Here is a 22,123-nt window from a genome sequence, read left to right on the forward strand (position 1 = left end):
CGCCCCGACGACGGAGTGGGGCAGACTGCACCGGATGGACGAGCTGACGGTGCGGTGGCGGGCGACGACCCGGGCGGCCGGCGCGACCGATCCGGACGCCGTGGCGCGGGCCGCGGCGCGGCTGCTGGCCGGATGGCGGGAGCCGCACCGGCACCACCACACGGTGGCCCACCTGCGGGCGGTGCTCGACGTGGTCGACGCGTACGCCGATCGGGCCCGCCACCCGGACCTGGTCCGGCTCGCGGCGTGGTGCCACGACGCGGTCTACGACCCGCGGGCCGGCGGCGACGCCAACGAGCGGGCCAGCGCCGACCTGGGCGACGCGCTGCTCACCGCCGCCGGGCTGCCGGCCGCGGCGGTGACCGGGGTACGCCGCCTGGTGCTGCTCACCGCCGGCCACGCGGTCGGGCCGGACGACCCGGACGGCGCGTTGCTCTGCGACGCCGACCTGGCGGTGCTGGCCGCCGCGCCGGACGACTACGACAGGTATGCCGCCGCCATCCGCCGCGAGTACGCCCACGTCCCGGAGCCGGCCTTCCGCGCCGGCCGGGCCGCCGTGCTGCGGCACCTGCTGGCCCTGCCGGCGCTCTACCGGCTACCCGAGCCGCACGCCCGCTGGGAGCATCGGGCCCGCGCCAACCTGACCCGGGAGCTGAGCACGCTGAGCTGAGACCGGCGCGGCCGAGGCGGAGACGTGTTTCGGGCGGCGCAGGCCGCCGGCGCGCAGCAGGCGGACGATCTCGCGGGACGGGACCACCGTCGCGCCCAGCCAGACCGCCACCCGGAACCGCTCGGCGGGCAGGTCGTAGTGGTCCCGGTCGAAGCCGCGCCGGCCGGCGCCGAGCAGCTCGGCGAAGGCGTGCAGCTCCGCGAAGGAGACGTCGCTGATCAGGTGCGACCAGAGCCGGCCGCGCCAGGGCACCGCGGGCGGGTCCAGGTAGAGCACCGTTCCAAAGTACGCCGGTAGCCTTCCCGGCATGGTTGCCCATCCCCTCCTCGACGAACTGCGGGACGCGCTCGGCGAGTCCGCCGTGCTGACCGACCCGGACCTACTGGCCGGGCACGAGCGGGACGAGGCCGACCTGTGCGCTTCGGGCACCCCGCTGGTGGTGGTCCGCCCCCGGGACACCGCGGGCGTGGTGGCGGCGGTGCGCGCGGCGGGCCGGCACGGCGTACCGGTGGTGCCGCAGGGTGCCCGGACCGGGCTGGCCGGCGCGGCGAACGCGGTGGCCGGCGCGCTGGTGGTGAGCACGGTGGCGATGGACCGGATCGTGGAGATCGACCCGGTGGGCCGGATCGCCGTGGTGCAGCCCGGCGTGGTCAACGCCGCGCTGGCCGCTGCGGTGCGGGCGCGCGGGCTCTGGTACCCGCCGGACCCCGGTTCCTGGGAGTCGTCCACCATCGGCGGCAACGTGGCCACCAACGCCGGCGGCATGTGCTGCGTGAAGTACGGCGTGACCAGCGAGTACGTGCTCGGCCTGGAGGTGGTGCTCGCCTCCGGCGAGGTGCTGCGCACCGGCCGGCGCACCGCCAAGGGCGTCGCCGGGTACGACCTGACCCGGCTCTTCGTCGGCTCGGAGGGCACGCTCGGCGTGATCACCGAGGTGACCGTGGCGCTGCGTCCGGCGCCGGAGGCGGCACTGACCCTGGTGGCGGTCTTCGGCACCACGGCGGCGGCCGGCGGCGCGGTGGCCGGCATCGCCGAGCGGGGGCTCACCCCGAGCCTGCTGGAGCTGCTGGACCGCACGCACCTGCGGGCCATCGAGGCGTACCGGCCGATGGGGCTGCGGACCGACGCGGAGGCGCTGCTGCTGGCCGCGGTGGACACCGGCGGCCGGGCGGCCGACGACCTGGCCCGGATCGCCGAGGTGTGCACGGCGGTTGGCGCCGACGAGGTCTGGGCGGCCACCGACGCGACCGAGGCCGCCGCGCTGCTCCAGGCGCGGCGGCTGGCCCACCCGGCGATGGAGCGGTTCGCCGCCGAGACGTTCCCGGCCGGCAACGGCGGCCTGGTCATCGACGACGTGGCGGTGCCGCGCGGCCGGCTGGCGGAGCTGCTGGACGGCGTGGCCCGGATCGCCGTCGCATGTGACGTGCCGATCGGGGTGGTCGGGCACGCCGGCGACGGCAACATGCACCCGAACATCGTGGTCGACCGCGCCGACCCGGCGAGCCTGGACCGGGGCCGGCGGGCCTTCGACGAGATCATGCGGCTCGGCCTGGAGCTGGGCGGCACCTGCACCGGCGAGCACGGCGTCGGGCTGCTCAAGCGGGACTGGCTGGCGCGGGAGATCGGCCCGGTGGGCGTCCGGGTGCACCAGGCGATCAAGGCGGCACTGGACCCGGCGGGGCTGCTCAACCCCGGCAAGGTGCTCTGACTCAGCCCTTGTCGTCGGCGGGCGTGGCCTGGGTGAGCAGCAGCAGCACCTCGTACGCCACCGGCGGCGCCGGCTCGCCCGGGCAGTCCTGAATGGTGACGGTCAGTCCCGGCGGGATCAGCAGCGTCGAGGTCAGCACGCCGATGCAGAGCTGCCGGTACCGCCGGGCCTGGTCGGTCTCCCGGGCCAGCGCCGGGTCGGCGAGCATCCGCTGCAACCGCGACGTCTGTTCCGGGTTCAGCGCGCCGGTCGCGTCGACGCCGTCGCCGGCGCAGTCCCGGCACTGCCACCGGCCGGTCGGCTCCACGTCGAGCGTGCGGACCGGGCCGTCCCCGCCCAGCCGCTGCATCAGGGTGACGAGGTTCCCGGTCGGTGTCGGGGTGGCCGAGCCCTGCTGACCTGAGGTGGTGGCGTTCCCGGCGTCGCCGAGGAGCGCGCAGCCGGTCAGGGCGGTCGCCAGCAGGACGCCGGCGGACAGGGCGGGGACGCGCGACCACGATGGGCGAACCACGCGGGAAACCTACACTTCCGTAGGTAGCGCGCACTAGCCGTCGAGCGGCCGTTAGGGGTTCCGGCCGGCTAGCGGGGCGCGGCCGGGAGGTCGGTGCCCCGGTCGGCCGCGAAGCCCCGCACGTCGGGCGCGCCGAGCCGGGCCGCGTCGGCCGCGATGTCGTCCGGCATGAGCTGCGACGCCCGCTCGGCCTCCACCCGCGCCCGGTAGTGGGCGACCTCCCGGGCCCGGGTCGCCGCGTCCCAGCCGAGCACCGCGCCCATCAGCTCCGCGACGTGCTCCGCCGACTCCAGGCCGCGGTGGCTGGTCTCGATGGAGATCCGGGTACGCCGGGTGAGCACGTCCTCCACGTGCAACGCGCCCTCGGCCCGGGCCGCGTACGTGACCTCGGCGGCGAGGTACTCCGGCGCGCCGGCCAGCGGCGAGGCGAGCAGCGGATCGGCGTCGACCAGGGCGAGCAGGTCCAGGGTGAGCGTGCCGTAGCGCTCCAGCAGGTGCTCCACCACCCCGACCGGCACCCGGTGCCGGCGGGCCAGGTCGGCCCGGTCCCGCCACATGGCGGCGTACCCGTCGGCGCCGAGCAGCGGCAGGTCGGCGGTGCGCGACGGGCGGGTCCGGCCGAGCCGGCGCGCCGCGTGGTCGACCACGTCGGCGGCCATCACCCGGTACGTCGTGTACTTCCCGCCGGCCACCAGCAGCAGGCCGAGCATCGGCTCGACCACGGCGTGTTCCCGGGACAGCTTGGAGGTGGAGTCCGCCTCGCCGGAGAGCAGCGGGCGCAGCCCGGCGTAGACGCCCTCGATGTCGGCGGTGGTCAGTGGCCGGTCCAGCACGGTGTTGACCTGCTCCAGCAGGTAGTCGATGTCGCGCGCGGTGGCGGCCGGGTGGGACCGGTCGAGCTGCCAGTCGGTGTCCGTGGTGCCGATGATCCAGTGGCCGCCCCACGGGATGACGAAGAGCACGCTGGTGGCGGTGCGCAGGATCAGCCCGGTCTCGCCGACGATCGCCGAGCGCGGCACCACCAGGTGCACGCCCTTCGACGCCCGGACGCGCAGGCCGGGACGCAGCCCGACGTCGTTGAGCATCCGCGACATGTCGTCGCTCCACACGCCGGTCGCGGCGATCACGGTGCGGGCCCGCACCTCGAACTCGGCGTCCGGCGAACCGGCCGGCGCTTCCAGGTCACGCACCCGGACGCCGGTCACCTCGCGGGCCTGGCGGATCAGGCCGACCGCCCGGGCGCTGGTGACGACCGTCGCGCCGAGGCTGGCCGCGGTGCGGGCCAGCGTGACCACCAGGCGGGCGTCGTCGACCTGGCCGTCGTAGTAGCGGATCGCCCCGGCCAGCGTGTCGGGCCGCAGGCTGGGGAAGATCCGGCGGGCGCCCTCCCGGGTGAGGTGCCGGTGCAGCGGCATGCCGCGTCCACCGCCGAACACGCCGGCGAACACGTCGTACGCGGCCACGCCGAGCCCGTAGTAGGAGCGGCGGAGGACCCGCCGGGGCAGGTCGCGGACGCCGCCCCCGGTCGGCAACGGCACCAGGATCGGCACCGGGCGGACCAGGTGCGGGGCGAGCCGGGTGGCGAGCAGCCCGCGCTCGGTCAGCGCCTCGTGGACCAGGTGGAACTCCAACTGTTCCAGGTAGCGCAGGCCACCGTGGATCAGCTTGCTGGACCGGCTGGACGTGCCGGCCGCGTAGTCGCGCGCCTCCACCAGGGCGACCTTCAGCCCTCGGGACGCGGCGTCCAGCGCGGCGCCCGCCCCGGTCACTCCACCGCCGATGACCAGCACGTCGAACCGCTCGGCGCGGAGCCGGCGCAGGTCGTCGGCGCGGCGCTCGGCGGAGAGCTGGCCGGCCTCGGATCGGGACACGTTGGGGTCGCGCACCCGTCCACGGTAGCCGTCCGCGCGCCACGGCGACACGTCCCGGCCGTACCGTGATGACCATGCTGATCGGCCCGCCCGTTGCGCCCGTACCCCCGCCGCCGCCGCGCGAGACCGGGCCGTGGCCGGTCGTCGCGGCGGTCGCGGCCGGCGTCTGGGCGGTGCTGGTGACCGTGCCCGGCCAGGTCACCGGCTGGCTGGTCGACCAGGTCGTGCTGGTCACCGGGCTGGACCGCGCGGTGGCCGTCTGGCCGGTGGTCGCGGCGGTCACCGTGCTGCTGGTCGGCGCGCCGGTGCTGGCGCTGGCGCTGCTGCCGCGTTCCCCGGCGCTGCGGGCGACCGGGCGGGCGTGGGCCGGCGGCGCGCTCACGCTGGGCGCGGCGACGCTGCTCCGGGCGCTCCCACCGGTGCACCACGAGGCGTACCTGGCGGCGCTGGCGGTGACCGCCGCGCTGCTCGCGCTCGCCGCCGCCCGGCTCGCCCGCCGCCGTCCGCCCACCCCGGCGACCACCGCCGGGCTCCCCGGCCCCATCCCGGCGGACGGCCCGGCGACGGCCACCGGGCCAACCGGGCCGAGGGCGGCGGACGGCGGGACCGGGCCGGCCGGCCGCGGGGGCGCGCGTCCCGGCGCGGTGACGTTGCTGGCGGTGGCCGCCGGGCTGGCGATGCTGCTGCCCTGGGTGTGGGTGGGCGCGCTGGGCGGCGCGCTGGAGACGCTGCTCGCCGGCCTGGCCGCCGCCGCGTTGGGGATGGTGGCCGGCGTACTGCTCGGCCCCGGGTTCTGGGCCGCGTTCGCCGCCGGGCCGACGCCCCGGCCGGTCCGGCTGGTGCTGCTCGGCGGTCTGGTCGCCGGCGTCACGCTGACGATGCTGGCGGCCGGCGCGGGGCAGTCCGGCGCGCAGTTGCCGGGCCTGCTGCTGCTGCCGCCGCTCGGCTTCGTGCTGGCCGCGCTGGAGGCCGCGGCGCGACGCGCCGGCCGCCCCGCCGGGGCCGGGCCGGCGCGCTGGCTGGTCGGCCTGGCGCTGGCCGGGCCGCTGGCCTTCACCGACCCGGAGGAGATCACCCTGCTGCTGGCCAGCAGTCGCGACGTGCCGTTCTGGGTCGCGGTGGGCACCGGCGCGGCGTTCGCCGTCGCGGTGCTGCTCGCCGTCGGGTACGCCGTGCTGCTCGCCCGTCGCCACGCCGGCACGCCCCGGCGGGGGGTGGCCGGGCTGGCCGCCGGGGCCCTGCTGGCCGCCGTGGCGGTGGTGTACGTGGTCCCCGGCCAGCCGGGCCTGTACGGCGAGCGGCTGCTGGTGGTGCTGCGCGAGCAGGCGGACCTGAGCGGCCTGCCGGCCGGCGCGCCGGGCCGGGCGGGGCGGGACGCGCGGGCCGCCGAGGTCTACCGGCGGCTGGTGGCGACCGCCGACCGCACCCAGGGCGACCTGCGCCGCACGCTGACCCGGCTGCGCCTGAACCCGACGCCGTACTACCTGGTCAACGCCATCTCCACGGACGGCGGGCCGGGCCTCCGGGCGTGGTTGTCCGGCCGGCCCGAGGTGGCCCGGGTGCTCGTCGACCAGCGCCCGCGTCCGCTGCCCGCGGCGGCGCCGCCGGCCCGCGGCGACACCCCGGCACCGACCGGCCCCACCTGGAACGTGTCGCTGATCGGGGCGGACCGGGTCTGGTCGGAGCTGGGCGTGACCGGCGCCGGCGTGGTGGTGGGCAGCTCCGACTCCGGGGTGGACGGCCGGCATCCGGCGCTGGCACCCGGATTCCGGGGCGGCGACGACTCCTGGTACGACCCGTGGGAGCACCGCCGCACACCGGCCGACCGGGGCGGCCACGGCACCCACACGCTCGGCAGCGCGGTGGGCCGCGACGGGATCGGGGTGGCGCCCGGGGCGAGCTGGGTGGGCTGCGTCAACCTGGACCGCAACCTCGGCAGCCCGGCCCGCTACCTCGACTGCCTCCAGTTCATGCTGGCGCCGTTCCCGCCGGGCGGGAACCCGCTGACCGACGGCCGGCCGCAGCGCGCGCCGGACGTGCTGACCAACTCGTGGGGCTGCCCGCCGCTGGAGGGGTGCGATCCGGGGGCGCTGCGCCCGGCGACCGCCGCGCTGGCCGCGGCCGGCATCCTGGTGGTGGCCGCCGCCGGCAACACCGGCCCGAACTGCGGGTCGATCGTCGACCCGCCGGCGCCGTACCCGGACGTGCTCACGGTCGGCGCGGTCGACCGGGCGCGCCGGCTCACCGAGTTCTCCAGCCGGGGCCCGACCGGGGATGCCCCCAAGCCCGACCTGGTGGCACCGGGCGCGGCGGTGCCGTCGGCGTTCCCCGGCGGTGGGTACGCCACCCTGGACGGCACCTCGATGGCGACGCCGCAGGTGGCCGGCGTGGTGGCGCTGATGTGGTCGGCGAACCCGGCGCTGGTCGGGGACCTGGCGCGGACCCGCCGGATCCTCACCGAGACCGCCACGCCGGCCACCGCCCCGGCCGGTACGACCTGCGGCGGCACCCGGGACCTGGTCGGCGCCGGCCTGGTCGACGCGTACGCGGCGGTGCGGGCGGCACGGAACGGTTAACAACCCTGCCGGAATGGCCTAGGGTCGGCGACCATGGACGTGGAGATCATCGAGCTGGGTCCGGACCGCCTCCCCGAGGTCGTCGCGCTCTGCCGGCGGTCGCTGGACCTGCCGGAGGACGCGGCCGAGGCGCCGGCCGTGGTGGCCACACTCGCGGAGCGGGCGGCGGCCGACCGGCCGGTGCTGCGGCTCGGCGCGATCCGCGACGGCACGCTGGTCGGCGTGCTGGTCGGGTCCCGGTCGGCAACCGATCCGCGGCTCGGTCACGTCGACCTGGTCGCGGTGGCCCCGGCGCACCGCCGCCAGGGGATCGGCGCGGCGCTGCTGGCCGACGCGGAGGCCCGGCTGGCCGCGCTCGGCGCGTCCGAGGTGCTGCTCGCCGGCAACCCGCCGCACTACGCGTGGCCGGGCATCGACGTCCGCTACACGCCGGCGGTCTGCGCCGCGTTGCGGCTCGGCTACCGGCAGGACCGGACCGCCTGGAACATGACCGCCACGCTGACCGAGGGGTCGGCGGCGCTGCGCCCCACCGAGGCCACCGAGCGGCGGCTGGCCGAACGGGGCGTGACGGTACGCCGGGCCGTACCCACGGACCTGCCGGCGCTGGAAGCGTTCGCCCGCGCCACGTTCGGCGGCGTCTGGGACGGTGAGCTGGCCGGTTCGGTGGGCCGCCCGGACGCCGGCACCCACCTGGCCGAGCGGGACGGCGAGATCCTCGGCTTCGCCGCGTACGGGTCGGCGCGGCCGAGCTGGTTCGGGCCGATGGGCACCGCCCCGGCGGTCGAGGGTTCCGGGATCGGCGGGGTGCTGCTGCGCCGCTGCCTCCGCGACCAGGCGGCGGCCGGGATCACCGAGGCGCAGATCGGCTGGGTCGGCCCGGTGCCGTTCTACTCGAACGCGGTCGGGGCCCGGATCGAGCGCGTCTTCTTTCTCTACCGGAAGGCCATCAACGGGGCATAACGCCGTTCACCCTCCGCGCCTGTCGGCCGGCCCCTACCGTTCGAGGGGCAGAGGAGGCCCGTTATGACCACCGAGAACGAACGGACCGACGACCCGGCGACGGGCCGACGCCCGAGCGGCGAACTGCCCACCGAGCGGCTCGACGTGGGCGACGCCGAGCAGGACGCGGCGGACCAGCCGGCCGTGGAGGAGCCCCGGCAACCGGTGGACGAGCCGAGGCGGCTGCTGCCGCCGTACGACCGGGCGCACAAGCGGCGCAACCAACGCCCGCTGCCCACCTGACGCGGACGCGGAAGGGGGCGGACCGCTGACGCGGCCCGCCCCCTGTCGGCGTACTGGGTGAAGCTGGACTCAGAAGTCCATCTCCCCGCCACCCGGGCCAGCCGGGGCGGCCGGGGTCTTCTCCGGCTTGTCCGCCACGACGGCCTCGGTGGTGAGGAACAGCGCGGCGATCGAGGCGGCGTTCTGCAGCGCGGAACGGGTCACCTTGGCCGGGTCGATGATGCCGGCGGCCAGCAGGTCGACGTACTCGCCGGTCGCGGCGTTGAGGCCGTGACCCGGGTCGAGGTTGCGGACCCGCTCGACGACGACGCCACCCTCAAGGCCGGCGTTGACGGCGATCTGCCGCAGCGGGGCGTCCAGCGCGATCTTGACGATCTGCGCGCCGGTCGCCTCGTCGCCGGCCAGGTCCAGCTTGTCGAAGGCCGTCTTGCCGGCCTGCACCAGCGCGACGCCACCACCCGGGACGATGCCCTCCTCGACGGCGGCCTTCGCGTTGCGGACGGCGTCCTCGATGCGGTGCTTGCGCTCCTTCAGCTCGACCTCGGTGGCCGCGCCGACCTTGATCACCGCAACACCGCCGGCCAGCTTGGCCAGACGCTCCTGCAGCTTCTCCCGGTCGTAGTCGGAGTCGCTCTTGTCGATCTCGGCCCGGATCTGGTTCACCCGGCCCTGGATCTGCTCGGCGTCACCGGCGCCGTCGACCACGGTGGTCTCGTCCTTGGTCACCACGACCTTGCGGGCGCGGCCCAGCATGTCGAGGTTGACGGCGTCCAGCTTGAGGCCGACCTCCTCGCTGATGACCTGGCCACCGGTGAGGATGGCGATGTCGGTCAGCATGGCCTTGCGGCGGTCACCGAAGCCCGGCGCCTTGACGGCGACCGACTTGAAGGTGCCCCGGACCTTGTTGACGACCAGCGTGGCGAGAGCCTCGCCCTCCAGGTCCTCGGCGATGATCAGCAGCGGCTTGCCCGACTGCATGACCTTCTCCAGGATCGGGAGCAGGTCCTTCACCGACGAGATCTTGCTGTTGACGATCAGGATGTACGGGTCGTCGAAGACGGCCTCCATACGCTCCGGGTCGGTCATGAAGTAGGCGGAGATGTAGCCCTTGTCGAAGCGCATGCCCTCGGTGAGCTCAAGCTCCAGGCCGAAGGTGTTGCTCTCCTCGACGGTGATGACGCCTTCCTTGCCCACCTTGTCCATCGCCTCGGCGATGATCTCGCCAACGCTGGGGTCGGCGGCGGAGATGGAGGCGGTGGAGGCGATCTGCTCCTTGGTCTCCACGTCCTTGGCGAGCTTGAGCAGCTCCTCCGAGACGCTGGAGACGGCGGCCTCGATGCCCCGCTTCAGGGCCATCGGGTTGGCACCGGCGGCCACGTTGCGCAGGCCCTCGCGGACCAGAGCCTGGGCCAGGACGGTCGCCGTCGTCGTGCCGTCACCGGCGACGTCGTCGGTCTTCTTCGCGACCTCCTTGACCAGCTCGGCGCCGATCTTCTCGTACGGGTCCTCGAGCTCGATCTCCTTGGCGATGCTCACACCATCGTTGGTGATGGTGGGGGCACCCCACTTCTTCTCGAGCACGACGTTGCGGCCCTTGGGTCCGAGCGTCACCTTCACGGCGTCGGCGAGCTGGTTCATGCCCCGCTCGAGGCCGCGGCGCGCCTCTTCGTCGAACGCGATCATCTTGGCCATACGGCGTTGTCCTCCTGGACACTCACGGGCCACCCGGGATGCCCGGATGGGCCGTCTGGTGTACGCACCTTGGGGACGTCGCCACCTGGCGACGACGACGTCCTCCTCGGTCGGGCCGGACAGCCCGCGACGACCGGCCCCGTTCCGCTCCGGCACCCCTGAGGCACCGACGCGGCCGTGGCCCTACCGCCCCGACCATTGGCACTCACCGTACGCGAGTGCCAATGACTTGTTTAGCACTCTCCCTAGCCGAGTGCAAGCACGACCGCACCGCTCAGCCGAGTTCCGCAGCCAGCCGGGCCGCGTTCACCGGGCCTTCGTGGGCCCGCTGCTCGGCGTACGCGACGACCAGCCCGACGAGCTGCGCGAGATAGGCCGGCGCGGCCAGCGCGGCACCCACCACGGCCAACGTCACCGCGCCGACCGCGGTGCCCGGCCCGGACATCGGATCGGTGCCGAACGCCGCGCCGCTCACCGCACCCACCACGGCGTCCAGCACGGCAGCCGCGACCAGCGCGCACGCCACCAGCGCCACCCGCCCCAGCACCATGCCGAAGCGGTTGTGGAACATCCGCCAGGCCCGTCCGACCGGCTCCTGCCGCTCGAACAGGTAGACCGGCCCGAACAACGCGACCGCGAACCCGGCGTAGATGCCGGGCAGCAGGCAGAGACAGGCGCCGACCGTGATCAGCAGCGAGACGACGATCGTCCAGCCCCAGAGGCCGAGCGCGCGCCGCGCGCCGTACCGGAGCGCCCCACCCAGGCCGGCCGGCTCGCCGGCCGCCTGCCGGGCGACCACCCAGGTGCCCGCACCCCAGCCGAGCGCCTGGAGCGGACCGAAGACCAACGCGGCGAACAGGACCGCGCCGTAGAACACGAACACGTGCTCCAGGTAGCCGTCCGGCAGCACCAGCGCGCCGTCCGGGCCGGTCGCCATCTCGTCGGCGGGAACCAGGAAGAGCGAGAGTACGGAGATCACCGCCGCCGGGACGCCCTGGGTGAGCAGCATGATCGGCAGGAGGTGCCGCCACCCCCGCCGCACCGCGCCGGCGCACCGCGCGAACCATCCCCCGACGCCCGCGTACGGCGGGGTGACCAGCGGGTCCTGCGGATCGAGACCGGGGTACCAACCCCCGGACACCGGGTGCCCCGGATACGTGGCGCCCGGCATCGGCGGCCCGGGGTAGACCGCGCCCGGCATCGGCTGGCCCGGATACGGCACGCCCGGCATCGGCTGGCCCGGATACCCCGCACCCGGCATCGGCTGACCCGGGAACGGCACGCCCGGCATCGGCTGGCCCGGATGCGCCGGCCCGGCGGCGGGCCATGGCCAGCCGGCGGGTGGCGTGGAGCCCGGCGCGGACCAGCCCGGTGGGAGAGCCGGCGCGGCGGGCCAGCCGGGCGGCGGGGTACCGGGCAGGCTCGGCGCCCCCGGGTCGAAGCCCGGCGCGGACCAGCCCGACGGGACGTCCGGTGTGGCGGGCCAACCGGGCGGCGCGGGCTCCGGTGCGGGCCAGCCGGCCGGCGGGGCCGAGTGGGGCCAGCCGGCCGGCGGGGCGGAGTACGGCCGACCGGCGGTGGTCAGGTCGGCCCACGGATCGACGGGCGCCTGACCGGCGGGCACCTGGCCGGCGGGCACCTGGCCGGCGGGCGTCTGACCGGCGGGCGTCTGACCGGCGGGCGTCTGACCGGCGGGCGTCTGACCGGCGGCGGGCAGCTGCGGCCCGGACGACCCGGACTGCTCCGGCACCGGCCCGGCGGGCGGCTGGCCGGCAGCGGGCGGCTGCGGCCCGGACTGGTCCGGCACCGGCCCGGCGGGCAGTTGCGAGCCGGACGGACCCGACTGCTCCGGCACCGGCCCGGCGGGCGGCGTGGGCCGGGCCGGGTCGGCCGGGGGCACCGGCTCGGTGGAACCCGACGGGGGCAGGTCGGACATGGGCCCTCCTCAGCGGCAACGGCTGGAACGGCTCATGATCTTCCACGGTGCGGGGCGGCATCGCAGCCCCGGTCGGGGTGGTTCGGCCGTGGGCGACGGCCGGTAGCGATCAGGCGATGACGCGGACGTGCTCGGCCTGCGGACCCTTCTGGCCCTGGGCGATCTCGAACTCGACCCGCTGGCCGTCGTCCAGAGCCTTGTAGCCGTCCATCTCGATCGCGGAGAAGTGGACGAAGACGTCCTGACCGCCGTCGACGGCGATGAAGCCGTAGCCCTTTTCGGAGTTGAACCACTTCACGGTGCCCTGTGCCACGGTGCACTTCCTCACTCTGCGCGGCGTCCAACACCCGGAGACCGGCGGACCGGCACCGGCGGCGCACCGGTTTTCGGCGATCGGCGAGGGCCGCTGAATCGGTGACCGAAATCGCACGCTACACGAGGAGTGACGACCGCGCACGACCACAAATCGGGCATATTCCGGGCGCGATACGGCACCCGGACGCGCCCGCTCCGACCCGGTCCGGTATGTATGCGGCATGACCAGCGCGCCCGTCCCGCCCACGGTCCGGCGGATCCGTCCGGAGGACGCCGCCCGGATGCGGGCGCTCCGGTTGGAGATGCTGGCCGACAGTCCGCTGGCCTTCCTGGAGACGGTGGCCGAGGCCGCCGCCCGCCCGCACGCGGACTTCGCGGCCCGGGTGGCGACCGTCTCGCGCGGCGACCAGATCGCCCAGTTCGTCGCCGAGGCGGACGCCCGCCTGGTCGGTCACGCCGGTGGCATCGCCGCCCCGGATGAGCCGGGCCTGACGCTCGTCTACGCGGTCTACGTGACCCCGGCTCGCCGGGGCACCGGGCTGCTGGCCGGGTTGGTGGACGCGGTGGCGGCCTGGTCCCGGGCCTGCGGGCGGCCCGAGTTGATGATGGAGGTGGTGGTCGGCAACGACCGCGCCTGCCGGGCCTACCGCAAGTTGGGCTTCACCGACACCGGGGTACGCGTCCCGCACCCCCGGCTGCCCGTCCTGCGCGAACTCCAGATGCGCCGCCCCGCCTGACGGGTGGTGTTGAGAGGGGGCCCCTTCTCTACCGGAGGCGTTAAGAAGGGGCCCCGCCTTTCATGCGTGGCGGCGTGACTGGACGACTCGGAAGCGGTTGGCCACGTAGGCGCCGTCGGTCAGGGCGGAGTTGGCCGCGGGGTTTGCGCCGGAGCCGTGGAAGTCGGAGAAGGCCGCCGACTGGTTGACGAACACGCCACCGGTCAGGTTGCAGGACAGGTGCACGCCGGCGTCGATCGCCGCCGCCTCTGCCGCGTCCAGCACGGCCTCGTCGGTGGAGTAGACGGCCGCGGTCAGCGCGCCCTTCTCCCCCACCGTCTCGCGCAGGATGCGCAGGCTGTGCGCGGTCGAGTCGGTCGCGATGGCGAACGAGATCGGCCCGAACCACTCCCGCGCGTACGTCGCGGTGTCGCCGGCGTCCAGCTTGACGACGGTCGGCGTACGCACCACGGCGCCCGGGAAGGACGGGTGCTCGACGGTGCGGGACTCCAGCACCGGTTCGCCGACCTTGGTCACCTCGTCGAGGCGCTCCAGCACCCCGTCGTTGACGATCGCGCCGGTCAGCTCCACGCCCCGGGCCGGGTCGGCGGTGAGCTTGGCGACCGCGCCGGCGATCCCGGCGGCCACCTCGTCGAAGCTCTTGTGCCCCTGGTCGGTCTCGATGCCGTCGCGCGGGATGAGCAGGTTCTGCGAGGTGGTGCACATCTGGCCGCTGTAGAGCGTGAGCGTGAAGCCCAGGTTGCGGCAGAGCCCGGCGAAGTCGTCGGTGGAGTCGATCACCACCGTGTTCAGGCCGGCCTTCTCGGTGTAGACGGCGGCCTGCCGGGCGTTCGCCTCCAGCCAGTCGCCGTACTCGGTGGAGCCGGTGAAGTCGACGATCCTCACGGCCGGGTGCAGGGCCAGCGTCGAGGCGAGCTTCTCGCCGTCCGCCTCGGGGGCGAGCTGCACCAGGTTCGGGTCGAAGCCGGCCTCGGCGAGCACCTGGCGGGCGTACTTCACGGTGATCGCCAGCGGCAGCACGGCGCGCGGGTGCGGCTTCACGACCACCGGGTTGCCGGTGACCAGCGACGCGAAGAACCCGGGGTACGAGTTCCAGGTCGGGAACGTGTTGCAGCCGATGACCAGCGCCACCCCGCGCGGCACCACGTGGAACGTCTTGGTCATCCGCAGCGGGTCGCCCTTGCCGGCGGCCTTCTCCCAGCCGGCCGTCCCCGGGTGGCGGCTCATCTCGGCGTACGCGTAGGCGACCGCCTCCAGCGCGCGGTCCAGCGCGTGCGCGCCGCCGGCCTGGAACGCCATCACGAACGCCTGGCCGCTGGTGAACTGCACGGCGTTGGCCAGCTCGAACACGTTCTTGTGCAGCCGGTCGAGGATCTCCAGGCAGACGCCCGCGCGCGCCTTCGGGCCGGCGTCGCGCCAGGCCGGCAGCGCGGCGGTGGCGGCGGCCACCAGCTCGTCCGCGCCGGCGTGCGGGTAGCGGACGTCCAGCGCCACGCCGAACGGGCTGGCCTCGGTGGCCACGGTGGTGCCGTCGCTCGCCTGGTCGAGCGGGAAGTCGCCGCCCAGGTACGCCTCGAAGGCGGCCTTACCGTCGGCGGCGGCGGTCTCGCCGTACACCCGGGGGCTGGGCGACTCGGGATAGGCGGACCAGTACCCGCGCTCCGTGATGGCGGTCAGCGCCCGGTCGAGGGTCTCGGCGTGCCTGGCGTACAGGGGGTGCGGGGTCTCCGTCATGCCCGCCATCATGCAACAGGAAGGCACCAGATCAGTAGGGGCGTGTCACAACTGAAGATAGCCGACGGTCGTCGGCGGGAGGGCGTAGCGCACCGGACGCCGGGTATGCCGCACCGGCGACGAGGACGGGCGGTACGGATGGGGACGACGGAGATCCGGGTACACGGGGTCTACGACCGCGGCCCGGAGGTCGTCCTCGACCGTCCGATCGTCGTCCGGGTGGCCGGGGACACGAACGCGGGGTTCTACCGTCCCCGACCGGGCTTCGGTGATCCGACCGGCCCGAGCGGGACGACGCTGGAGGCGTACCGCTGGGGACCGCTCGCCGGCGGCCGGGTACGCCGGACCCTGCTGCTGGTCCTGCTGCTGCCGTTCATGCTCGCGAACATCGCGGTCTGGATGCTGCCGGTGGCCGGACCGGCGGGGGCGGCGAACCGTGCTCTCTGCCGGCTGCTGGCCGCGACCCTGACCGCCATGTACGTGCTCTCCCTCGTCGGGGTCTCCCTCGACCTGGTCGCCTGGCAGTGCACCGCCTACCCCCGCTGCATGGAGGGGCGGCGGTGGCTCTCCTGGCTCGCCGGGGTGCCGGTCGGCGCCCGTCTGGTGATCCTGGTGGTGGTGCCGATCGCCGGCATCGTCGTGCTGTGGCGACTGAGCGCCCGCACCTGGCAGCTCCCGGAGGACGCCCGCGGCACCGCCCAGGGGGTGGGCGCGGACCGACTGGACGAGCCGGCCTTCTGGGACACCCGGGCACTGCTGCGCCGCCTGCGTTCGCTGCACGTGGTCGTCGCGCTCGGCACGCTGGACGTCGCGCTCCTGCTCCCCGTCGTCGGGCAGGACCGGTCCCCCGTCGGGTACGCGCTGCTGGCCGTCGACGCGGCGCTGCTCGCCGTCGCACTCGCGACGCTCTGCCGCCCAGCCGTCGAGCGGCGCGGCACCGGACCGGGTGACGGGACCATCATCCGGTCGGTGCGGCTGGCCGCCATCGGGCTCACGGTCCTGGCCCTGGCCTACGCGCTGGCGCCGCGCCCCGCGTGGCGGGCGGAGGGGACCCTGCCCGGCTCGGAAGAGATGATCTCCGCCCTGTTCGTCGGTCAGGTCGTCCTGGTGACGGCGCTCGGGGTGCGGGCGGCCAGGCAGGGACGGCGGCCCTCGCTCCGGCCGCACATCATGGTCCTCGGACTGGGCGCGCCGGTGCTCACGACGGTCGCCGTCGGAATGGGGGTGGCCTACTCCGCGGCGATCAACTTCCTGCTGGCCGGGTATCTCGACCGGGGATCGGAACCGACCCTGGCCCGCCCGCTGCCGCCCGGAGCGCCGCCGCTGTGGCCGCCCGCCGCCGGCCGCTGGGTGATCCTCGGCCTCTCGCTGGCGCTGCCCGTGGTGGCACTGCTGGCGCTGGCCGGCAGCCGACTCGGCCGGACCCGCCGGCTGCGGGCCGCCGAGGAACTGGTCCGACAGGAGTTCCCGGAGGCCTCCCGGGTGCCACCGGAGCGGGTTCGCGCGGCCCGGCGGGCCATCGTCCGCTCCTGGCTCGCCGACCGGCTCGGCGCGCCGCTGCTCACCACGTACGCGGCCCTGGTGCTGCTGACCCTCGGCGCGGCGGGGTTGTCACCGTGGTACGGCGGGCCGGGCCAACTGGCCCTGGAGTTGGGCGGGCCGGAGGCGGCCGGGCCAATCCTCTTCGTGACCGATCTGGGCACCTTTCTGATCGTCTGGAGCACCGTCGCCCTCACGGTGGTCGGTGTGCGGGGCACCCGGTCCTCGACCGGACGGATGATCGCGGTGCTCTGGGAACTGGCCACCTTCTGGCCCCGGGCGACGCATCCCCTGGCACCGCCCTGCTACGCGGAGCGAGTGGTGCCGGATCTCTCCCGACGGATCCGCACCCTGACCGCCGAGGGGGACGACATCGTCCTGGCGGCGCAGAGCCACGGCAGCGTGCTGGCCGCCGCCACCCTGCTCCAACTGCCCCCGGACTGCCTGCGCCGGCTCGCTCTGCTCACCTACGTCACACCGCTGACGCGGCTGTACGCCCGGGTCTTCCCGGCGTACGTCAACGAACAGCAGCTGCACGAGGTGGGCGGGCGGATCGGCTGGCGCTGGATCAGCCTGTGGCGGCGCACCGACCCGATCGGGGGTCCGGTGTTCCCGGACGCGTCGCCGGGGCACCCCGCCGGTCGGGTCGATCGGCGCGTACGCGACCCGCACGGCCTGCTGATCCCGCCGACCGACACGGTGCCGCCGACCGTCTACCGGCACCGCTTCGAGCCGGACGACGACTTCCACGCGGCGATCACGGAACTCGACGCACGGCTCCGCGCGGCGGGGTAGCCGCCGCGTCGGGCGGTCGCTCCGGGGCATCCGACCGCGGTGGAGGCTGGTCACCACTCAGATCGTCAACTGCCAGTCGACCGAGCCGGCGGCCGGGCGGAAGCCGAGCTGCTCGTTGATCGCGATCATGTGATCGTTGGCGGCGGCGTTCCAGGTGTCGACCGTCCGCAGCGCCGGCTCGTGGCCCAGCGCGTACGCCAGGTTGGCGACCTTGCAGAGCAGGCCGAGCCGGTGGCCGCGGTGCCCGGGGTCGACGATGGTGATCTGCTGCCAGGCGTGCTCGGTGCTGCTCGCCTCCAGGCTGAGCTGGCTCCAGCCGACCAGCCGGCCGGATGCCTCGTGCACCGCGCCGGTGTTGTAACGGCGCACGCCCCGGGCGTCGAGCGCCCGCTCCACGCCCCGCTTCCGTTGCGCGTCCATCTTCTGCTGCTCCCACGCCAGCTCCCCCATCGGCGCGTCGAGCAGCAGCCGGCCCTCCAGGTGCGCGGTGTCCGCGACGTACTCGTCGGGCGTGTGGTCACGCCAGTGCACGGTGCGGTAGCCGGTGGCCGCCGCGCGGGCGTCGGCCAGCAGCGCGGCCAGCCGGGGCCGGTCGAGCGCGGTCACGTCGAGCCGGCGGCGCACGTCGGCGTTCGCCGGCTTCGCCCCCAGGGCGGCGGCGAACGCCGCGCCGGGGAACACCGGCCCTTCCGCGCCGGGCAGCGCGGCGGCGGTGGAGCCGACCAGCCGCTTGCCGCCGTGCTCCCGGAGCAGGCGCACGCCGTGTTCGTGCAGCGCGCGCCCGATCCCGCCACGCCGGTGGGCCGGGTCGACCACCAGCTCGGCGCTGGCGTTCTCGGTGTTCTCCAGCGTGTGCAGGTGGAGCCGGAGCCAGCCGACCGGCTCGCCGTCGAGGCGGGCGACGAGCCACCGCCCGTCGATGCCGGGCATCGGGTGCCGCAGCAGCGCCTCGAACCGCCGCCGGCAGGTCGGCGGCAGGTCCGGCTCGTCGACGGCGCGGGCCGCTTCCGCGATCCGGTACGCCGCGTCGAGCGTCGGCAGGTCGGCCGCGTCCAGCGGGGTGACGGTCAGGCCCATGACGGCGAGCCTGCCCCGGAAAAAGCGACAGGGCCAGCGGTTTTCCGCTGGCCCTGTCCTACGTTGGTCGGGAGGGACGTTCGCACAACGCCTCCGGCGTTGGGTCGCAAAACTTTGAAAAGTCTCCGGCGAATGCCCTCCCGCACCGAGCATCTTGCGCCGTCCGGTTCCTGCCGTCAAGTCCTGCACTGACAGTTTTCCGACACTCCCCGCAGTCCCCCCATCACCCCGCGCCCCACCCCTCCCGCCCCCACCTCGCTGATCTTGCACTTACCGCCCCGGCAAAAGGGGCTTATCGGCCTCGACGGGGGCCGCAAGCGCAAGATCGCGGGAGAGGGCGGGCGGGGGTGAGGGTGAGGTGGGGTGGGGTGGGGTCAGCCCAGGAGGCCGGCGTCGCGGGCGGCGCGGAGGCTGGGCTTGATGCGGTGCGTGGGACCGGAGGCGGCGGCCACCGCGTCAAGCGTCTTGAGGCCCTCGCCGGTGTTGAAGATCACCGTCTCCGCGGTCGGGTCCAGCCGGCCCGACTCGATCAGCTTGCGCAGCACCGCCACCGTCACGCCGCCCGCCGTCTCGGCGAACACGCCGGTGGTCCGCGCCAGCAGCGTGATCCCGGCGCGGATCTCGTCGTCGTCGGCGTACTCCATCCAGCCGCCGGTGCGGCGGACCGCCTCCAGGGCGTAGAGGCCGGCGGCCGGGTCGCCGATGTTGAGCGACTTGGCGATGCCGGTCGGCTTGACCGGGACGATGGTGTCGCGGTCGTCGTGCAGCGCGGTGGCGATCGGGTTGCAGCCGGCGGACTGCGCGCCGAACACCTTCCAGCCGCCGGCCGGCGCCTCGACCAGGCCGATCTCCACCAGCTCGGTGAACGCCTTGTCGATCTTGGTGAGCAGCTCGCCACTGGCCATCGGGATCACCACCTGGGCCGGGATCCGCCAGCCGAGCTGCTCGGCCACCTCGTAGCCGAGCGTCTTGGAGCCCTCGGCGTAGAAGGGCCGCACGTTCACGTTGACGAACGCGGTGTCCTCGAACTCGTCGGTCTCCACCAGCTCGCCGCAGAGCCGGTTCACATCGTCGTACGAGCCGTCGATGGCGACCAGGTCACCGCCGTAGACGGCGGTGGTGACCACCTTGCCCTGCTCGAGGTCGCTGGGGATGAAGACCACCGACGGCACGCCGGCACGGGCCGCGTGCGCGGCGACCGAGTTGGCCAGGTTGCCGGTGGACGCGCAGGCGTAGCGGGTGAAACCGAGCGCCCGGGCGGCGGTCAGCGCCACCGACACCACCCGGTCCTTGAACGAGTGGGTGGGGTTGGCGCTGTCGTCCTTCACCCACAGCGGCGCGGTGATGCCCAGCTCGGCGGCGAGGTGACCGGCGGCGACCAGCGGGGTCAGCCCCGGGTCGAGGGTGACCCGGGTGGCCGGGTCCTGACCGGCCGGGAGCAGGGCGGCGTAGCGCCAGATGCTGTTCGGGCCGGCCTCGATCTGCTCCCGGGTGACGGCGGCCAGGGCGGCGGTGTCGTAGTCGACCTCCAGCGGGCCGAAACACTCGTAGCAGGCGTGCTGGGCGGCCAGCGGGTAGCGCGCGGAACAGGCGCGACAGACCAGGGCGCGGGCCGGGCTGCGGGAGGTGTCGATGCCGGGGACGGCGGAGAGCGTCGACGTCATGTCGAGGAATTCCTCTCATCTTTCCCCGCATCGCCGGGTGCGGCGGGGACGGAATTGGCACCTGCCCGCAGGGCGCTCGGCGTCGAGCGTGCGGGTGGTTGCCGGGGCGTCGTCGGGCCGTATCCCTCAGCCCCTCTGGATGAGGTATGCAGTTGTGCCGTCGATTCTATGCGCCGCTCACCGCCCCGCCACCCCGGGTCTCACGCAGTGGGCCGCCCCACCGGCCCCGCCTCCCGCCCCTGACCTCGGTCGATCATGAAGTTGGCGGCGACAAATCGGACGGCATCCGCGGTCAACTTCATGATCGCCGGGAGGTGGTGGGCCACGGGGCGGGCGGTGGGGTGGGATGATCGGCGGATGCGACGGGTGGTTGGCCGGATCGGGGGGCTCGCGGGGGTTGCGCTGCTGGCGGGCTGCACCGCGACGCCGGCACCGGTTGATCCGCTGGCCACGCCAGCGGGCCGGCCGGGTGCCGAGGTCGCGCCGTCCCCCTCGGCGGCCTGCGCACCGGAGGGCATCCGGATCACCGAACTCGGGGTGAGCGCCGCGATGGGGTTGCGGGCCATGGGCCTGGACCTGGTCAACTGCGGAACCCAGCCGTACGCGCTGCGCGGCTACCCGGCGGTCAGCCTGCGGGACGCCGACGGGGACCCGATCAAGGTCACAATCATCCCGGGCGCGACGGGGATCACCTCCGGCTTCGACGCCCCACCCACAGGGCTCGTGCTGCTCCCCGGCGAACGGGCCGGCGCCGCGCTGCTCTGGCGCAACACGGTCACCGATCCGACCGTGGTGGCCACCGAGGGCGCTCAGCTCGACGTCGCGCCGGTGGCCGGCAGGCCGGCGTACGCGGTGGCGATGGACGGGACGATCGACCTCGGCAACACCGGCCGGCTCGGGGTCAGCGCCTGGAAGCGCCGCGACGCCGACCCGACCACGGAACCGGTCACGCCGAGCGCCCCGCCCTCCCCGGTCGAGACGCCGGACAATCCGCTGTAGCCGGTCAGCCCGTCACTCGGCGGCGTCCGGCACGAACACACCCAGGCCCTGGTGGCCGTACAACTCTCCGGTCTCGATCAGGATCGTGATGGCCTGCCGCACGGTCGACTGACTGCCCACCTCATACAGGTCAGCCAACTCCTAGGCACTGGTCGATCCCCCGGCCGGGGCGGCGCAGATCTCCACCGGAATTCGCGCTGTCCCGGCACCCCGCCAGGCGAAGGAGACGTGGTGTGACGGATGCGCAGACGAGTTCGGAGGTGCCCGTCGCGAGCGCGATCTGGGCGGTCGAGCAGGTCACCGGCGAGCTGCGGGAGGCGTACCTCGGGGTGGCCGCCGCCACCGTGCTGCTGGAGCGCGTCGGCGCGGGCTGCGCCCATCCGGCGATCAGGCTGGCCCGGCGCAGCGGCGAGGACGCCCTCGACCTGGCCGGGGACGCGGAATTCCAGGTCAGCGACGGGGTACGCCGGCTGCGCGTCGCCGCCGGCCACCGGGAGACCGCCACCGTCGGCGGGCTGGCCGAGGCGCTCGACGATGTGCGGGACCGGTTCGGCACGGCGGCCGATCGGATCGGGCGACTTCCGGCCCGGATCACCGCCGCCGGGCAGCAGCTCTCCGACGCCGGCCGCGCCGACGACCCGGTCACCGGGACGACCGTTCGACAGTGGCAGGACGGCGCCGAACGCCTCGCCCTGATGGCGGAGAGCCTGACGTCGGCCGCTGCGGCGCTGTCGTCGTACACCGAGGGGTTGACCGACGGGGGTCGGCCACGGTGACCGAGCCGCACTGGATCATCCACCTGCCCACCACGCTGACCAGTGTGGACGAGGCCGCCGCGCTGTCCATGGCGTTGCGCCGCTCGCTCGGTCACGTGCTCGCCATCGACTTCGGCGAGACCACGCTGTCCGAGGAGGACCGGCAGTCGGTGCGTACCCGGGTCTGGTGTGACGCCCCGCTCTCCCGCTCCCGACGCTGCCTGCTCCCGGTCGCCCATTCCGGCCGCTGCCGCTGACAGATCTTGGTACGGAACCGCCCCCGGCGGGGCGCTCCCGTACCA

General features: G+C 74.8%; 20 protein-coding genes and 1 riboswitch. Of the genes, 10 read left to right on the top strand and 10 right to left on the bottom strand.

The window, feature by feature from the left end; genetic code table 11:
* The first annotated feature begins 34 nt into the window (after positions 1-34).
* Complete coding sequence (locus tag OG767_RS29710; RefSeq protein ID WP_405091412.1) at positions 35-670, top strand: metal-dependent phosphohydrolase; 636 nt, start codon at positions 35-37, stop codon at positions 668-670.
* On the opposite strand, the gene OG767_RS29715 is transcribed toward OG767_RS29710, so the two are convergent.
* The gene (locus tag OG767_RS29715) at positions 596-979 is read right to left on the bottom strand and encodes a DUF4031 domain-containing protein (protein ID WP_405091413.1); all 384 of its coding nucleotides are present in this window, start codon (positions 977-979) and stop codon (positions 596-598) included. The two genes, OG767_RS29710 and OG767_RS29715, sit on opposite strands and share 75 nt — an antisense overlap.
* On the opposite strand from OG767_RS29715, the gene OG767_RS29720 reads away from it, so the two are divergent.
* Entirely contained in the window at positions 978-2,378 is a 1,401-nt protein-coding gene (locus tag OG767_RS29720; RefSeq protein WP_405091414.1) for an FAD-binding oxidoreductase, read from the top strand. The genes OG767_RS29715 and OG767_RS29720 overlap by 2 nt on opposite strands.
* Before the next feature lies 1 nt (position 2,379).
* Here OG767_RS29720 and OG767_RS29725 read toward each other — a convergent pair whose 3' ends face one another.
* The gene (locus OG767_RS29725; RefSeq protein ID WP_405091415.1) at positions 2,380-2,889 is read right to left on the bottom strand and encodes a hypothetical protein; all 510 of its coding nucleotides are present in this window, start codon (positions 2,887-2,889) and stop codon (positions 2,380-2,382) included.
* Between the two features lie 68 nt (positions 2,890-2,957).
* Positions 2,958-4,760, bottom strand: a complete 1,803-nt coding sequence (locus tag OG767_RS29730) for a glycerol-3-phosphate dehydrogenase/oxidase (protein ID WP_405094348.1) — start codon at positions 4,758-4,760, stop codon at positions 2,958-2,960.
* Between the two features lie 68 nt (positions 4,761-4,828).
* On the opposite strand from OG767_RS29730, the gene OG767_RS29735 reads away from it, so the two are divergent.
* From OG767_RS29735 to OG767_RS29745, 3 genes are all read left to right on the top strand, one after another.
* Positions 4,829-7,336: a S8 family serine peptidase gene (locus tag OG767_RS29735; RefSeq protein WP_405091416.1), complete on the top strand. Its 2,508-nt coding sequence runs from the start codon at positions 4,829-4,831 to the stop codon at positions 7,334-7,336.
* 33 nt (positions 7,337-7,369) lie between these two features.
* The gene (locus OG767_RS29740) at positions 7,370-8,296 is read left to right on the top strand and encodes a GNAT family N-acetyltransferase (RefSeq protein WP_405091417.1); all 927 of its coding nucleotides are present in this window, start codon (positions 7,370-7,372) and stop codon (positions 8,294-8,296) included.
* Positions 8,297-8,359: 63 nt separating this feature from the next.
* Complete coding sequence (locus OG767_RS29745) at positions 8,360-8,578, top strand: hypothetical protein (protein ID WP_281938453.1); 219 nt, start codon at positions 8,360-8,362, stop codon at positions 8,576-8,578.
* A gap of 69 nt (positions 8,579-8,647) precedes the next feature.
* Here OG767_RS29745 and groL read toward each other — a convergent pair whose 3' ends face one another.
* From groL to OG767_RS29760, 3 genes are all read right to left on the bottom strand, one after another.
* On the bottom strand, positions 8,648-10,270 hold the full coding sequence (groL, locus tag OG767_RS29750; RefSeq protein ID WP_107161321.1) for a chaperonin GroEL: 1,623 nt from the start codon (positions 10,268-10,270) through the stop codon (positions 8,648-8,650).
* Positions 10,271-10,544: 274 nt separating this feature from the next.
* Complete coding sequence (locus OG767_RS29755) at positions 10,545-12,206, bottom strand: hypothetical protein (RefSeq protein WP_405091418.1); 1,662 nt, start codon at positions 12,204-12,206, stop codon at positions 10,545-10,547.
* 109 nt (positions 12,207-12,315) lie between these two features.
* Positions 12,316-12,519, bottom strand: a complete 204-nt coding sequence (locus OG767_RS29760) for a cold-shock protein (RefSeq protein WP_107161326.1) — start codon at positions 12,517-12,519, stop codon at positions 12,316-12,318.
* 223 nt (positions 12,520-12,742) lie between these two features.
* On the opposite strand from OG767_RS29760, the gene OG767_RS29765 reads away from it, so the two are divergent.
* A complete protein-coding gene (locus OG767_RS29765; protein ID WP_281938458.1) occupies positions 12,743-13,258 on the top strand; it encodes a GNAT family N-acetyltransferase in 516 nt (171 codons plus the stop codon).
* A gap of 60 nt (positions 13,259-13,318) precedes the next feature.
* Here OG767_RS29765 and paaN read toward each other — a convergent pair whose 3' ends face one another.
* A complete protein-coding gene (gene paaN, locus OG767_RS29770) occupies positions 13,319-14,992 on the bottom strand; it encodes a phenylacetic acid degradation protein PaaN (protein WP_405091419.1) in 1,674 nt (557 codons plus the stop codon).
* A gap of 138 nt (positions 14,993-15,130) precedes the next feature.
* Here paaN and OG767_RS29775 point away from each other — a divergent pair, with 138 nt between their 5' ends.
* The gene (locus tag OG767_RS29775) at positions 15,131-17,326 is read left to right on the top strand and encodes a hypothetical protein (RefSeq protein ID WP_405091420.1); all 2,196 of its coding nucleotides are present in this window, start codon (positions 15,131-15,133) and stop codon (positions 17,324-17,326) included.
* Between the two features lie 57 nt (positions 17,327-17,383).
* On the opposite strand, the gene OG767_RS29780 is transcribed toward OG767_RS29775, so the two are convergent.
* Complete coding sequence (locus OG767_RS29780) at positions 17,384-18,403, bottom strand: GNAT family N-acetyltransferase (protein ID WP_405091421.1); 1,020 nt, start codon at positions 18,401-18,403, stop codon at positions 17,384-17,386.
* Between the two features lie 374 nt (positions 18,404-18,777).
* Positions 18,778-20,067, bottom strand: coding sequence for a threonine synthase (thrC, locus tag OG767_RS29785; protein WP_405091422.1), 1,290 nt, complete (start codon positions 20,065-20,067; stop codon positions 18,778-18,780).
* Between the two features lie 12 nt (positions 20,068-20,079).
* Positions 20,080-20,213: riboswitch (SAM riboswitch) on the bottom strand.
* Between the two features lie 211 nt (positions 20,214-20,424).
* On the opposite strand from thrC, the gene OG767_RS29790 reads away from it, so the two are divergent.
* Positions 20,425-21,066, top strand: coding sequence for a DUF4232 domain-containing protein (locus OG767_RS29790; protein ID WP_405091423.1), 642 nt, complete (start codon positions 20,425-20,427; stop codon positions 21,064-21,066).
* A 12-nt stretch (positions 21,067-21,078) separates the two neighbouring features.
* Here the strand turns inward: OG767_RS29790 and OG767_RS29795 are convergent, their stop codons facing one another.
* The gene (locus OG767_RS29795) at positions 21,079-21,204 is read right to left on the bottom strand and encodes a hypothetical protein (protein WP_405091424.1); all 126 of its coding nucleotides are present in this window, start codon (positions 21,202-21,204) and stop codon (positions 21,079-21,081) included.
* A 95-nt stretch (positions 21,205-21,299) separates the two neighbouring features.
* Here OG767_RS29795 and OG767_RS29800 point away from each other — a divergent pair, with 95 nt between their 5' ends.
* On the top strand, positions 21,300-21,842 hold the full coding sequence (locus OG767_RS29800; protein WP_405091425.1) for a hypothetical protein: 543 nt from the start codon (positions 21,300-21,302) through the stop codon (positions 21,840-21,842).
* Positions 21,839-22,078, top strand: coding sequence for a hypothetical protein (locus OG767_RS29805; RefSeq protein ID WP_405091426.1), 240 nt, complete (start codon positions 21,839-21,841; stop codon positions 22,076-22,078). The genes OG767_RS29800 and OG767_RS29805 overlap by 4 nt, the downstream gene beginning before the upstream one ends.
* Positions 22,079-22,123 lie beyond the last annotated feature (45 nt).

It is taken from the genome of Micromonospora sp. NBC_01392 (genome assembly GCF_045040125.1).
Taxonomy (GTDB): domain Bacteria; phylum Actinomycetota; class Actinomycetes; order Mycobacteriales; family Micromonosporaceae; genus Micromonospora.